The following is a 14,635-nucleotide window of genomic DNA, read 5'->3' on the forward strand; positions in this document are numbered from 1 at the left end:
GGGCGGAGCTGCGACACGCGGCGGCGCGGGCCGGGAGACCGGTGCCGGCGACACTGCGGCATGCGCGGGTGCTGAACGCGCAGCCGGCGCCTGCCGTGCCGGCGGCGTGCGGCTCGCCGGCGACGGCGCCGCCGCGGGCTTCACGTTTGCGGTCGGCGCGGTCGCGGCATGCGAGAGCGGTTGCGCGCCGGGCTTGCCGGCAGTCGGGGGCGAGGCCGGCGCGTTGGTCGCGGGCGCAACGCCGGGCTTGGTCGGGGGTGCCGGCTGCGCATTGGCAGGCGCCATGGCTGTCGCCGGCTTGCCCGGTGTCAGCGCGTTCGGCTTTGCCCCGGGCTGCACGGCGCCCGGCTGTGCGGCGCCAGGTTGTACGGTGCCCGGCTGCACGGCGCCGTGCTGCTGCGTCGGGTTGGCCGGCGCGGTCGCCGACTGCGGCAGCGGCGGTCCGTTCTTGGCGCCTGGCAAGGTGTGCGCCCCCATCGCGTTCGGCGCAGCGGGAGCGTTCGGCGCAGCGCCGGGCGCTCCCATGGCTGCCCCCTGTGCCGGGGTCACGCCTTGCGGACCGCCCGGCTGCGCCAGATTGGCGCGCTGCATCGCCGCGGCCGGCAGTTGCGGCGCCGCCGTGACCGGTGCGCCGCCCATTGCCGCCGTCACCCCGGCCGCGTGGAGCTGCGCCGGCGTCGGGTTGGGATTGTTGATCACCGTGTTGATCACTGTCGTGTTGTGGATGTTGTTGAACACGATGTTGTTCTGCGGCGGCACGACATAGGCCGGTGCGGCGACATAGGCCGGGATCGCCACGAAGAACGGCGTCGGCAGCACGAACAGTCCGATCGGTGGCGGCGGTGGCGGCAGCACGACGAAGTCGGGCGGCGGCGGCGGCAGGAAGAACACCGGCGGTGGCGGCGGCGGCGCGAAGTCGAACACCGGATCGCTGTAGTAGAGCACCGGGCGGTCGACATAGACGACCTCGTCGGGCGGCGGCGGCGGCACGTCGTAGTCGATTGCCGCGAACTGCGGCGGCGGCTCTAGCGCGGCCGACAGATAGGCGAGCCGGCGCCGGGCGTCATATGCATGCGGCCCGCGCGGATAACGCCGCAGATACGACCAATACGCATCAGGCGTGTCGGCGTTGTAGGTGCGCCGCCAGGTGATGGCCTCGCGCCGCGCCGCCACGATCGCGCGCACGCGCTTGGCTAGCGGATCGGTCGGATAGGCCTGCAGATAATCCTCGTAGCCTTGCAGCGTGTCGCGCTCCAGCGCGGCGGCATAGGCGTCCTGCGCCGGGAAATCGCGGATCGGCTTGGTGCGCAGTCCGGCATCGACCTGCTGCGGCGGAGCGTCCGGCTTGCGCTCGAAGAACATGAAGGGCGCGTCGACCTTCTGGGCATTCCACGGAATCTCGGCGCCCTTGGTCATCTCGTTGACGCGCAGGCGAACGCGGTCGAACACCTCAGGCAAGGTCAGGCCGCCGGCGCGAATCATTTCCGCCAATGCCTGAGCGTACGGCCCGTAAGGCGGCGCACCGTCAGGGGCGACGGTGCCGGGCGCCGAATTGAAGGCGATCAAGAGCTTCGGATCGGGATCGACCAGCGCAAGGCCGCCGGCCAGCGGCTGGCCGTCCTTGGCGAAGGGATTGCTGCGCGCCGCATCGAGCACGATGACGCCGGCCTTGATCGGCAATGCCGAGAGTTGATGGCTGTAGTCGGAGAGGCGGATCGCCTCGACCGGGACGTCGGTGTCGCGGGCGATCTTGGCGTCGACCGGCACGAAGTAGTTCTCGCCGGTGAGCTGCACGCCGTAGCCGGCGAGATAGACGAAGGCCACCGCATTGGGCCCGGCATCCTGCACCTTCTGGATGAAATCGCGGAACGACTTGCGCAGCGTCTCGCCGTCGAGATCGCGCGCCCCGATCACGTCGAAGCCCGCGGCCTGCAATGTCTGCGCGACCAATCCGGCATCGTTTGCGGCAGTCTGCAACGCGCCGGCCTGATAGGCGCCGTTGCCGACCACGAGCGCGAGACGTTTCTCCTGATCCTGCGCATGGACGGGAAGCGACGAGAGCGACACCAGACCGACGATCAATGCCCACAGAATGCGCGTCATAGTGGTCGTCCCTTTTCTTCTCGAGAGTTGGCGTTACGGATGGAAAGGCTACTTCCGTGAATGCGCGCTGAACAGGATTGCGGCAATTGTGGCAATCCTTGGTCTGCACGGTCGCGGGCACCCCGGAATCGGCTTCCCGGGCGCGCGCGATCAGGCGATATTACGCAGATAAAACAGGCAAAAAAGGAGCACTCGATGCCAATCGCCGGACAAGGCATGCTGCTGACCTCGATGGATATCGACAGCTTACACGAAGCTGAATTCAACCGCTGGTATGATCGCGAACATCTCGAAGAACGGGTGGCGATCGACGGATTCCTGGAGGCCCGCCGCTACGTCGCCCATGACGGCAAGCCGAAATATCTCAGCCTCTACTCGACCGCGACCTTCGAGGTGCTCGAGAGCCCCGCCTACAGCAAGGCGCTCGCCAACCAGACCGACTGGTCGAAGGCCAACATCGCGCGCTTCCAGAACATGATCCGCGGGGTCGCGCGCATCACGATTAGCCGCGGCGTCGGCCGCGGCGCGGCGCTTGGCGTCATCCGCCTGCGCCCGCCGGCCGAGGGGGCGGACAAACTCCGCGTTGCATTGCGGGAGCAACTTGATCCAGCCTCGCGCGACGGCATCATTTCGATGCACCTGCTGGAGAACGACCCGGTGCTGTCGAAACCGCTGACGGCGGACGCCGGGAAAGCCGATCCTGGTGCCGGCGACTGGTTCGTGCTGGTCGACGCCACCGATGTCAGCGCAGTGCCTGCCGTCGCGGCAAGCATCACCGGCAACGCCGCCTTCACACCGCTGGTGGTCACCAGCGGCGTCTACCGGCTGTTGTGGGACGTCGCCGAGAGCGACCTTCCGCGCAGCTGAAGAAAACGCGCAGCGTTTGCGCGGAGATCATGCTCAAACACGAGCGGTATGCGGTGCAGATCATGCTGCACCGCCACATAACGCAATTGAGATTAACGCTACACGCGCATCAGCCGCGCGAAAGCTGATGATCGGACAATTTAGCCTTTGCCTTCTCTGGAACGGCTCTAATAAGATAAGCCTATGATCCAATTCAAAAACCAGAACAACGCCACGTGAGCGTTCGTCGTCAACGATAAGGCCGCGCGGGCAGGCATTTTTCGCGCGGGTCAAAGGTAGGAATGAAACCGACTGATATCTCGGCGCCGGATTACTTTCATAAAGTAGTCGATTGCCAATGGGCTTGCCCCGCACACACCCCCGTTCCCGAGTACATCCGGTTGATTGCTGAGGGGCGTTACAGCGACGCCTACATGATCAATTGGAAGTCCAACGTGTTCCCGGGAATCCTGGGGCGCACCTGTGACCGTCCATGCGAGCCGGCGTGCCGCCGAGGCCGGGTCGAGGAAACCCCGGTCGCGATCTGCCGCCTGAAGCGCGTCGCCGCCGACTTCAAGGACGACATCAAGCATCGGCTGCCGAAGCCGGGGCCGAAGAACGGCAAGCGCATCGCGCTGGTCGGCGGCGGCCCCGCCTCACTGACCGTGGCGCGCGATCTCGTCCCGCTCGGCTATCACTGCACCGTGTTCGACGGCGATCCCAAGGCCGGCGGCATGATGCGCAGCCAGATTCCGAAATTCCGCCTGCCCGACAACGTGATTGACGAGGAGACGGACTACATCCTCAACCTCGGCGTCGAGTTCAAGGGCGGCCAGCGCGTCGACAGCCTGAAACAGCTGCTCTCCGAGAACTACGACGCGATCTTTGTCGGAAGCGGCGCGCCGCGCGGCCGCGAGCTCGACATTCCCGGCCGCAAGGAGGCCGCCGCCAACATCCATATCGGCATCGAGTGGCTGGCCAACGTGTCGTTCGGCCACGTCGAAAAGATCGGCCGCCGCGTCATCGTGCTCGGCGGCGGCAACACCGCGATGGATTGCTGCCGCACCGCGCGCCGCCTCGGCGGCGAGAGCGTCAAGGTGATCGTCCGCTCCGGCTTCGAGGAAATGAAGGCCTCGCCGTGGGAGAAGGAAGACGCCCTGCATGAGGACATCCCGATCCTCAACTACATGGTGCCGGTGGCATTCAAGCATGTGGCCGGCAAGCTGATCGGCGTCACCTTCCAGAAGGTGAAGGCGGAGTACGATGCCAAGGGCCGGCGCAATCTGGTGCCCTCGGGCGAGCCTGACGAGACCGTGTCCTGCGACGATGTGCTCGTTGCGGTCGGCCAGGAGAATGCGTTCCCCTGGATCGAAGCCGATTGCGGCATCGAATTCGACAAGTGGCACATGCCGAAGGTCGACCCAAAGACGTTCGTCTCGACCAATCCGAAGGTGTTCTTCGGCGGCGACGCGGCGTTCGGGCCGAAGAACATCATCTGGGCGGTGGCGCACGGCCATGATGCCGCGCTGTCGATCCACCGGATGCTGTCAGGCGAGGACATCAACGAGCGTCCGCTGCCCGAGGTGCAGATCTCCTCGCAGAAGATGGGCATCCACGAGTGGAGCTACGACAACGACATCTCCACCGACAAGCGCTTCAAGGTGCCGCATCGCGACAAGGTGATCGCGCTGAAGGACATCCGCGCCGAGGTCGAGTTGGGCTACGATCTCAAGCTCGCGCTCGGCGAGGCGGAGCGCTGCCTGAACTGCGACGTGCAGACAGTGTTCTCCGCGCCGCTCTGCATCGAATGCGACGCCTGCGTTGACATCTGTCCGATGGACTGCATCACCTTCACCGAGAACGGTGAAGAGGATGACGTGCGGCAGCGCCTGAAGGCGCCCTCGCCGCATCACGACCAGGCGCTCTACGTCTCCGGCGACCTGAAGACCGGCCGCGTCATGGTGAAAGACGAAGACGTCTGCCTGCATTGCGGGCTGTGTGCCGAGCGCTGCCCGACCGGCGCCTGGGACATGCAGAAGTACCTCATCGATATGGTTCAAGCGGGATCAACATGTCAGTCCAAAGCCCGATCAGCAGCGTAAACGACTTCGTCGTCCGCTTCGCCAACGTCAACGGTTCGGGCTCGGCCTCCGCCAACGAACTGTTCGCGCGCTCGATCCTGCGCCACGGCGTGCCGGTGTCGCCACGCAACATCTTCCCGTCCAACATCCAGGGCCTGCCCACCTGGTATGAAGTGCGCGTCACCGAGGACGGCCATCTCGGCGCCCGCGGCGGCGTCGACTTGATGGTGGCGATGAACCCGCAGACCTGGGACAAGGACGTCGCCTCGATCGAGCCCGGCGGCTATCTGTTCTACGATTCGACCAAGCCGATGCCGACGTCGAAATTCCGCGAGGACATCACGGTGATCGGCGTGCCGCTGACCGCGATCACCAATTCGACCTACACCGATCCGCGGCAGCGCCAGCTGTTCAAGAACATCATCTATCTCGGCGCACTCTGCGCGCTGCTCGACCTCGATCCCAAGCTCGTCGAACAGCTGATCGGCGAGCAGTACAAGGGCAAGGAGAAGCTGCTCTCCTCCAACGTCCATGCGCTGCATCTCGGCCGCGACTGGGCGCTGCAGAACCTGAAATGCCCGATTGGGCTGCGGGTGAAGAAGTCCGACAAGGTCGGCGACCGCATCTTCGTCGAAGGCAACAGCGCCGCCGCGCTCGGCGCCGTCTATGGCGGCGCCACGGTGTGCGCCTGGTATCCGATCACGCCCTCATCGTCGGTGGCGGAAGCCTTCACCAGCCACTGCAAGAAGTATCGGCACGATCCGGAGACCGGCAAGGCGAAATACGCCATCGTGCAGGGCGAGGACGAGCTCGCCTCGATCGGCATCGTGATCGGCGCGTCCTGGAACGGCGCGCGGGCCTTCACCGCGACCTCAGGTCCGGGCATCTCGCTGATGACCGAGTTCATCGGCTTGTCCTACTTCGCCGAGATCCCGGCCGTGATCATGAACATCCAGCGCGCCGGTCCCTCGACCGGTATGCCGACCCGCACCCAGCAATGCGACGTGATCGCCTGCGCCTATGCCTCGCACGGCGACACCAAGCACGTGCTGCTGTTCCCGGAAGATCCGGCGGAGGCATTCGAGTTCGCCGCCGCCGCATTCGATCTCGCCGAGCGGCTGCAGACCACGATCTTCCTGATGCTCGATCTCGACATCGGCATGAACCACCGGCTGTGCCGCCCGTTGAAGTGGGACGATGCCAAGCAATACGACCGCGGCAAGGTGATGACGGCGGAGATGCTCGAGGAAGGCCGCGACTTCGGCCGCTATCTCGATGTCGACGGCGACGGCATCCCCTATCGCACATATCCCGGCACGCATCCGACCAAGGGTTCCTACTTCACCCGCGGCACCTCGCGCGACCGCTACGCGCGCTATTCCGAGGAAGGCGCGGTCTACGCCGACAACATGCAGCGCCTGGTGCGCAAGTTCGAGACCGCGCAGGACATGGTGCCGCGACCGCTGCAAGCCAACGCGGCGAAGCCGACCAAATACGGCGTGCTCTATTTCGGCTCGACCTCGCCCGCGATGGACGAGGCGATCGGAATCCTCGAGGCGCGCGGCCATCAGCTCGACCGCATGCGCATCCGCGCCTTCCCGTTCCACTCCAGCGTCGCGAGCTTCATCGCCGATCACGACTTCGTCTACGTGGTCGAGCAGAACCGCGACGCGCAGCTCCGTCAGCTGATCGTCAACGAGAACGGCATCGACCCGGTGCGGCTGGTGCCGATCCTGCACTATGACGGCACGCCGATCACCGCGCGCTTCATCGCCAACGCGATCGCCGACCACCAGGATCATCTCAAGGTGACCCCTCTCCGCAAGGCCGTGACATGACCTACATTGCAAAGCCGAAGTTTCATCATCCCGGCCTGAAGAAGAACGAGCTGGGCTATACCCATCGCGACTACGAGGGGAAGATCTCGACCCTGTGCGCCGGCTGCGGCCACGATTCGATCACCGCCTCGATCATCGAGGCCTGCTACGAGCTCTCGATCGAGCCGCACCGGGTGGCGAAGATTTCCGGCATCGGCTGCTCGTCGAAGACGCCGGACTATTTCCTCGGCAACTCGCACGGCTTCAACTCGGTGCACGGCCGCATGCCGTCGGTGCTGACCGGCGCCAACCTCGCCAACCGCGACCTGATCTATCTCGGCGTCTCCGGCGACGGCGATTCCGCATCGATCGGCTTCGGCCAGTTCGCGCATTCGATCCGGCGCGCCGTCAACATGACCTACATCGTCGAGAACAACGGCGTGTACGGCCTGACCAAGGGCCAGTTCTCGGCCACCGCCGACCGCGGCTCGAAGTCCAAGAAGGGCGTCACCAACACCGACAATGCGATCGACCTGGTCGCGATCGCCCTGCAGCTCGGGGCCACCTTCGTGGCGCGCAGCTTCTCCGGCGACAAGACGCAGTTGGTTCCCTTGATTGCCGCTGCGATCCGCCACAAGGGCGCGTCCTTCATCGACGTGATCAGCCCCTGCATCGCCTTCAACAACCATGCCGGCTCGACCAAGAGCTTCGACTATGTGCGCGAGCACAACGACGCGGTGAACCGGCTCGACGTGCTGGTCGGCCGCGAGCCGATCAGCGTCGACTACGCGCCCGGCACCGTGCAGGTGGTCGAGCAGCACGACGGCACGCGGCTCGCGCTGCGCAAGCTCGATGCCGACTACGATCCGCACGATCGGCTCGGAGCACAGACCTTCCTGCAGAAGCACGCGGCCAAGGGCCAGATCGTCACCGGGCTCCTTTACGTCGATCCGGATGCCGAGGACCTGCACACCCATCTCGACACCGTCGAGACGCCGCTCAACACGCTGGACGAGAAGGCGCTCTGCCCCGGCTCAGCCGTGCTGGACAGGATCAACGCCAGCCTGCGCTGAGCACACATTCTCGCCGTCACGAGTGACGTGGCGAGGATGTGCAGCAAACTCCGTGTCGTCCCTGCCTAGTGCGCAATTGCGCACGGGAGCAGGGACCCATAACCACCGATGCAGATTGTCGAGCTGCTCTGCAACGACGAGTCCCGTTCACAACAGAAGCCGCGGCGTATGGGTCCCTGCTTTCGCAGGGACGACAGCGGAGTTGGTGGCGGCTATTTGTCGCTCAAGACGTCGCCGAACAGCGCCCACGACTTGCCGTCGAACCGCGCCATCTGGATCTGGCGGATCGGCGTCACATTGTCGGGTTCGGTCTGCACCTTGATGCCCGGCAGCAGCATCGGCAATTCGAGCGGCTTCAGATTGGTCGCCTGCTTGATGATGTTTTCGCGGCTGTAGTCGCCGTTGCAGTTCTTCAACACCGCCGTCATGACCTGCGCGACCGTGTAGCCCTGCACGTTGAAGAGGTCGCCCGGGCTCGCATTCGGCTGATACTTCTTCATCCAGGCCGAGAACTCCTTCTGCGCCGGATCGTCGGCCCAGCGCGGATCGGTCGGGTCCTTCAGATAAAGCCCGGTCACGACGCCGATGACGTTCTCGAGCCCGGCCGGTTCAAGCACCGCAGAGACAGAGTTTGAGACGGTCGGCAGGATGGTGAGCGGCTTCCAGCCCATGCTCGCCGCCTTGCGCAGCGCTTGCGCCGCGAATTTCGGCGTCGCTTCGGCGAAGAACACGTCGGCACCGGACTCCCGCATCGTCACCATCTGGGAATCGATGGTCGGATCGGTCGTGAGGTACGTGGTCTCCGCGACGATCTGGCCGACATGCTCGCCAAGCCCGTCCTTGAAGCCCCTGAGATAGTCCTTGCCGGCGTCTTCGTTCGGCGTGATGACGGCGATCTTCGCGTCCGGCTTGGTCTTCAGGATGTACTTTGCATAGAGCCGGCCTTCGAGCTCGTAGGTGGGATTGAAACCGACCGTCCACGGGAACTGCTTCGGATCGTTCCAGCGCGTCGCGCCGGAGGACACGAACAGCTGAGGCACGTGCTTGATGTTCAGATATTTCTGCACCGAAATGTTGGGTGCGGTGCCGACCGCGCTGAAGACCGCAAGCACCTCGTCCTGCTCGACCAGCTTGCGGGTCTGCTCGACGGTCTTCGACGGCGAATAGGCGTCGTCGAGACTCTCGAACTCGATCTTGCGGCCGGTGATGCCGCCCTGGTCGTTGAGCATCTGGAAGTACGCGGCTTCGGCGCGTGCGATCGTGCCGTAGGCGGACGCCGGGCCGCTATAGGGTGCGGTGTTTCCGATTTTGATCGCGGAATCGGCGGCGACGGACGGCGAGATCGACGAGGTCGTCAGCGCGGTGAAGGCGAGAAAGCCCGCCAGGCGGGAGCGAGTTGACAAGAGCGTATCCTTTTCTTGGTTTTCTTGACGCGGCGCACATTATCAATCGCGCCCGCGCAGGCAATCACCAAGAGGGCATCAATGAGATTTCCGCATGCCGGCAATCAGGTTCGCGCGTGGAACGTCATGCTCTTTCCATATCGGAATGTTGCCGGGATGTTCATGATGCGAGCCTTCGATAGACACGAAGGTTCACCAAGCAAGACTCGCATTCCGCGCTACGGTCACCGCGCGCTCATCGCTGCGTGAGCGCACTCCTCAGGCAGCGACCGCAGCCGCGCGCGGGCTGACGACGTATTCCTTCAGCACCTTGTCGGTGCCGTCGAGTTCGGTGAGTGCCACGTCGTAGGTCCACAGATCGGCGAGATGCTGCAGCACACGCCGCGCGTCGGTCTCGTTGAGCTGCGCGCCCTTCACGGTGGTGTGACGCAGCATCAAGCGGCGATCGCCGTCGAGATCGACATCCACGACCTCGATATTGGCGTCGACGAAGCCGACATCGTATTGCCGCGCCAGCTCGCGGCGCACCCGGCGGTAACCGCGCTCGTCATGGATCGCATCGACCTTGATCCCCTGGCTTTCGGCAGGGTCGTCGTGGAGGTGGAACATGCGGAAGCGCCGGATCAGCGCCGGGCTGAGGAACTGGTTGATGAAGCTCTCGTCGCGGTAGTTGCTCCAGATCTCGCGCAGCACGCCCTCGACGTCGCCCTTGCCGGCGATATCGGGGAACCAGTCGCGATCCTCGTCCTCCGGAGTCTTCACGATCCGCTCGATGTCCTGCATCATGGCAAAGCCGAGCGCGTATGGGTTGAAGCCGGAATAGCGGCGATCGTCGAACTCGGGCTGAAACACCACATTGGTGTGCGACTGCAGAAATTCGAGGAAATTGCCGTCGGTGAGCCGGCCCTGCTGATGCAGCCGGCTCATGATGCGGTAATGGACGTAGGTCGCGGTGCCCTCGTTCATCACCTTGGTCTGGCCCTGCGGATAGAAGTACTGCGCGATGTGGCGCACGATGCGAATGAGCTCGCGCTGCCAGGGTGCGAGACGCGGCGCGGTCTTCTCCAGGAAGTAGAGGATGTTCTCCTGCGGCAAACCAAGCAGCGCGTGGCGGCGCTCGGCGGTGAGCGTGGCCTTGCTCTTGGCCTTGGTGTTCGGCACCGTCCGCCACAGATCGTTGAACACGCTTTCCTCGTGCTGCCGTCGCTCGCCGGCGCGCTTCTCCTCGGCCCGCAGGTCGAGCGTCTTCTTGCCGGGATAGCGGTCGACACCATGCGACATCAGCGCATGCGCGGCATCGATCGTCCGCTCCACCGTCTCGCGGCCATGGCGGTCCTCGCAGACCGCGATGTAGCCCTTGGCGAATTCGAGATAGTCGAGGATGCCGTCGGCGTCAGTCCACTGCTTGAACAGGTAGTTGTTCTTGAAGAAGTGATTATGCCCGAACGCCGCGTGAGCGATCACGAGCGTCTGCATCGTCGCCGTGTTCTCCTCCATCAGATAGGAAATGCACGGCGAGGAATTGATCACGATCTCATAGGCGAGGCCCATCAGGCCCTTGCGATAGGAGGCTTCCTGGAAGGCGAACTGCTTGCCGAACGACCAGTGCTTGTAGAACAGCGGCATGCCGACCGAGGAATAGGCGTCGAGCATCTGCTCGGCGGTGATCACCTCGATCTGGTTGGGATAGACGTCGAGCCCGAGTTCCTTGCGCGCGACCTGTTCGCAGGCGTCGTGGACCCGCTGCAGCGTCTGGAAATCCCAGTCGGCACCCTCGAACAGCCGTCCGTCGGAAGAACCCATTACGCTAAACCCTTTCCTGCTGCTTGCTGCGGCGCTTGAACAGGTCCTGGAACACCGGGAAGATCTCCCCGCGCTCGCTCACCTTGCGCATCGACAGCGGCGCGCCCTCGTTGCGCAGCCGCTCATAGAGCGTCCACAGCGAGGAGTCGGGCATGTCGAAGGTGTAGTTGGCGGCCTCGCCAACCTCGAGATAGGCGAAGAACTGACAGACCGGCAGAATCTTGTCGGTCAACAGATGCCCGGTCACCCCGCTGTCGGAGGTCATGTTGTCGCCGTCGGAGGCCTGCGCGGCGTAGATGTTCCAGTCGGCGGGACGGAAGCGGGTGCGGACGATGTCGTTCATCGCAACCAGCGCGCTCGACACCAGTGTGCCGCCCGACGCCGGTCCATGGAAGAACGTGTCCTCGTCGACCTCTTCGGCGCGGTCGGTGTGGCGGATGAACACGATCTCGACGTGCTTGTAGCGCCGCTTCAGGAACACGTAGAGCAGCATGTAGAACCGCTTTGCCAGATCCTTCATGTGCTCGGACATCGAGCCGGAGACGTCCATCAGGCAGAACATCACGGCCTGCGCCACCGGCTTCGGCACCGTCTCGAAGCGGCGGTAGCGGATGTCGATCGGATCGATGAACGGGATGCGCTTGACCTTGGCCTTCAGCGCTTCGAGCAGCGCCAGCAGTTCGCGGCGGCGCGTATCGTCCTCGCATTCCGCAAGCTCGGCCTCGAGCGTCTCGATCTCGTCCTTGCGCGGCCGGCGCAGCGCCACACGCCGCGCCAGCGCCCGGCTCACCGTGCGGCTGATCGAGATGTTAGCGGGCGAGCCCGACGTCGCATAACCCGCGCGCCGGAGGCCCTCGCTCTCGGTTTCCGCGAGCTTGCGCTTTTCAAGGTCGGGCAATTCGAGGTCGTCGAGGAAAAGGTCGACGAACTCCTCGCGGCTGAGCACGAAGCGAAAGGCGTCCTCGCTGTCGCCCTCGCCAGCGCCGGAGCCCTTGGCACCGCTCTGGTTCGGGCGCTGCAGCCAGTCGCCCTCGACGAACTTCTTGTTGCCGGGCAGCACCATGTCGCGCGTGCCGCCCTCGCGCCGGAACCGCGGCTCGTCCATGCCGTCCAGCGGGATCGTCACCTCGCCGCCCTCCAGGACATCCTTGATGTCCCGGTCCTGCGACGACTTCTTGACAGCTCCCTGCACCAGCGCCTTCGCGCGCCGCAGGAAGCGCTGCCGGTTCTCCAGGCTCTTGCTACCCGGGTTCAACCGCCGATCGACGATATGCATGACCACGTTGCATCTGCCTCACGCCGGATGCGATCATGTCGCATCGCATTCTTATTGGACGGGACCGAACGAGACGGAAAGCCGCTGCCGGCTTTCCGGATCGCGCACTAGCCGGCCTGCTTCACCCGCATGTACCACTCGACGAGCCGACGGACCTGGCGCTCGGTATAACCGCGCTCCACCATCCGCTCGACGAACTCGCCGTGCTTCTTCTCGGTCTCGCCGTCCTTCTTCGAACCGAACGAGATCACCGGAAGCAGATCCTCGACCTGCGAGAATATCCGCTTCTCGATCACGTCGCGAACCTTTTCGTAGGAGGTCCAGCTCGGGTTCTTGCCATTGTTGTGCGCCCGCGAACGCAGCGAGAACTTGACGACCTCGTTGCGGAAGTCCTTCGGGTTGGCGATGCCGGCCGGCTTCTCGATCTTGGTCAGCTCCTGGTTCAGGAGTTCGCGGTTCATCAGCTGGCCGGTGTCGGGATCCTTGAAGTCCTGATCCTCGATCCAGGCATCTGCGTAGTCGACATAGCGGTCGAACAGGTTCTGGCCGTAGTCGGCGTAGGATTCCAGATAGGCCTTCTGGATCTCGTTGCCGATGAACTCGGCATAGCGCGGCGCGAGATCGGCCTTGATGAATTCGAGATAGCGCTTCTCGGTCTCGTCAGGCAGCTGCTCGCGGCGGATCGCCTGCTCCAGCACATACATCAGGTGCACCGCATCGGCGCCGACTTCGGTGGTGTCATGGTTGAAGGTCGAGGCCAGCACCTTGAAGGCAAAGCGGGTGGATACGCCGTCCATGCCCTCGTCGACGCCGGCCGCGTCCTTGTACTCCTGGACGCTGCGTGCCTTCGGGTCGGATTCCTTGAGGCTCTCGCCGTCATAGACCCGCATCTTGCCGAACAGCGTCGAGTTCTCGTGCTTGCGCAGCCGCGACATCACCGAAAAGCGCGCCATCGTCTCCAGCGTCGCCGGAGCGCATGGCGCGGCGGCAAGCTCGGAGCCCTGGATCAGCTTCTCGTAGATCTTCTGCTCCTCGGTCACCCGCAGCACGTACGGGACCTTGATGACGCAGATGCGGTCGATGAAGGCCTCGTTGTTCTTGTTGGTCTTGAAGCTCTGCCACTCCGCCTCGTTGGAGTGCGCGAGGATGATGCCGGTGAACGGGATCGCGCCGATGTTCTCGGTGCCGATGTAGTTGCCCTCCTGCGTCGCGGTCAGCAGCGGGTGCAGCATCTTGATCGGCGCCTTGAACATTTCGACGAACTCGAGCACGCCCTGGTTGGCGCGGTTGAGGCCGCCGGAATAGCTGTAGGCGTCGGGATCGTTCTGGGCGTAGGTCTCGAGCTTGCGGATGTCGACCTTGCCGACCAGCGAGGAGATGTCCTGGTTGTTCTCGTCGCCGGGCTCCGTCTTGGCGACCGCGATCTGGCGCAGCCGGGAGGGCTGGATGCGCGCGACGCGGAATTGCGAGATGTCGCCGCCGAAGGCCTCGAGCCGCTTGTAGGCCCAGGGCGACATCAGCCCGCTCAGCCGGCGGCGCGGAATGCCGTACTTCTCCTCGATCATCGGCCCGAGCTGCTCGGGGTCGAACAGCCCGAGCGGGCTCTCGAACACCGGCGACAGCTCGTCACCCGCCTTCAGCACGTAGATCGGATGAATTTCCATCAGCGCCTTGATGCGCTCGGCGAGCGACGATTTGCCGCCGCCGACCGGTCCGAGCAGATAAAGGATCTGCTTGCGCTCTTCGAGGCCCTGCGCGGCGTGACGGAAGAAGCCGACCAGGCGCTCGATCGTGTCCTCCATGCCGAAGAAGCCGGCGAAGGCCGGATACGACCTGATCGTGCGGTTCAAAAAGATACGGCCAAGGCGTGGGTCCTTGGCCGTGTCGATCATCTGGGGCTCACCGATTGCCGCTAATAACCGCTCGGCCGCATTGGCGTATCGCATCGGATCACTTCGACACGACTCCAGATACTCGGCCATCGACATGTCGGTCTGGCTTCGTGCTTCAAACGACCTTGCGAAGGCGTTGAACAAAGAATCGTTGTACATGATCCCTATCTCCACGATATGTATCGCCGCACGACTGACACGAGTCGCAACCAGAGCGTCCTAGGATCGAATCAGCGTCGGCACGCTGGGTCCATTGGACACTCGACCGACTCCCTTCGGCAATGCACGGCGCGTGCAGCCTCTGCCTTATCAACAGGCAGGAAGCTTAATGGTTCATCAAT

9 protein-coding genes are annotated in these 14,635 nt (G+C 64.2%); 4 read left to right on the forward strand and 5 right to left on the reverse strand.

Going from position 1 to position 14,635, the window contains the following annotated elements:
• The coding region (locus Q0030_RS33060) for a caspase family protein (RefSeq protein ID WP_298376942.1) at positions 1–2,103 on the reverse strand (2,103 nt) is incomplete at its 3' end.
• Between the two features lie 195 nt (positions 2,104–2,298).
• On the opposite strand from Q0030_RS33060, the gene Q0030_RS33065 reads away from it, so the two are divergent.
• From Q0030_RS33065 to Q0030_RS33080, 4 genes are all read left to right on the forward strand, one after another.
• Positions 2,299–2,970, forward strand: coding sequence for a DUF4286 family protein (locus tag Q0030_RS33065; protein WP_298376945.1), 672 nt, complete (start codon positions 2,299–2,301; stop codon positions 2,968–2,970).
• Between the two features lie 281 nt (positions 2,971–3,251).
• The gene (locus Q0030_RS33070; protein ID WP_298376947.1) at positions 3,252–5,051 is read left to right on the forward strand and encodes an FAD-dependent oxidoreductase; all 1,800 of its coding nucleotides are present in this window, start codon (positions 3,252–3,254) and stop codon (positions 5,049–5,051) included.
• Positions 5,021–6,868, forward strand: a complete 1,848-nt coding sequence (locus Q0030_RS33075; protein ID WP_298376950.1) for a 2-oxoacid:acceptor oxidoreductase subunit alpha — start codon at positions 5,021–5,023, stop codon at positions 6,866–6,868. The genes Q0030_RS33070 and Q0030_RS33075 overlap by 31 nt, the downstream gene beginning before the upstream one ends.
• A complete protein-coding gene (locus Q0030_RS33080; RefSeq protein WP_298376951.1) occupies positions 6,865–7,920 on the forward strand; it encodes a 2-oxoacid:ferredoxin oxidoreductase subunit beta in 1,056 nt (351 codons plus the stop codon). The genes Q0030_RS33075 and Q0030_RS33080 overlap by 4 nt, the downstream gene beginning before the upstream one ends.
• Positions 7,921–8,132: 212 nt before the next feature.
• On the opposite strand, the gene Q0030_RS33085 is transcribed toward Q0030_RS33080, so the two are convergent.
• The 4 genes from Q0030_RS33085 to Q0030_RS33100 all read right to left on the reverse strand — a co-directional run bounded on the left by Q0030_RS33085 (position 8,133) and on the right by Q0030_RS33100 (position 14,453).
• A complete protein-coding gene (locus Q0030_RS33085; protein WP_298376953.1) occupies positions 8,133–9,323 on the reverse strand; it encodes an ABC transporter substrate-binding protein in 1,191 nt (396 codons plus the stop codon).
• Positions 9,324–9,581: 258 nt separating this feature from the next.
• Positions 9,582–11,126 (reverse strand): SpoVR family protein, encoded by a 1,545-nt coding sequence (locus Q0030_RS33090; protein ID WP_298376956.1) that lies wholly within the window; start codon positions 11,124–11,126, stop codon positions 9,582–9,584.
• A 4-nt stretch (positions 11,127–11,130) separates the two neighbouring features.
• Positions 11,131–12,402, reverse strand: coding sequence for a YeaH/YhbH family protein (locus tag Q0030_RS33095; protein WP_298377106.1), 1,272 nt, complete (start codon positions 12,400–12,402; stop codon positions 11,131–11,133).
• A gap of 107 nt (positions 12,403–12,509) precedes the next feature.
• Positions 12,510–14,453 carry a PrkA family serine protein kinase gene (locus Q0030_RS33100; protein WP_298376959.1) on the reverse strand — a complete coding sequence of 648 codons (1,944 nt, stop codon included), beginning with the start codon at positions 14,451–14,453 and terminating at the stop codon, positions 12,510–12,512.
• Positions 14,454–14,635 lie beyond the last annotated feature (182 nt).

This window comes from uncultured Bradyrhizobium sp. (assembly GCF_947648125.1).
Taxonomy (GTDB): Bacteria; Pseudomonadota; Alphaproteobacteria; order Rhizobiales; family Xanthobacteraceae; genus Bradyrhizobium.

Coding starts and splice junctions, on each gene's coding strand:
- Q0030_RS33080 (WP_298376951.1), top strand. CDS start 6,865: ATGACCTACATTGCAAAGCCGAAGTTTCATCATCCCGGCCTGAAGAAG.
- Q0030_RS33090 (WP_298376956.1), bottom strand. CDS start 11,126: ATGGGTTCTTCCGACGGACGGCTGTTCGAGGGTGCCGACTGGGATTTC.
- Q0030_RS33075 (WP_298376950.1), top strand. CDS start 5,021: ATGTCAGTCCAAAGCCCGATCAGCAGCGTAAACGACTTCGTCGTCCGC.
- Q0030_RS33070 (WP_298376947.1), top strand. CDS start 3,252: ATGAAACCGACTGATATCTCGGCGCCGGATTACTTTCATAAAGTAGTC.
- Q0030_RS33100 (WP_298376959.1), bottom strand. CDS start 14,453: ATGTACAACGATTCTTTGTTCAACGCCTTCGCAAGGTCGTTTGAAGCA.
- Q0030_RS33095 (WP_298377106.1), bottom strand. CDS start 12,402: ATGCATATCGTCGATCGGCGGTTGAACCCGGGTAGCAAGAGCCTGGAG.
- Q0030_RS33065 (WP_298376945.1), top strand. CDS start 2,299: ATGCCAATCGCCGGACAAGGCATGCTGCTGACCTCGATGGATATCGAC.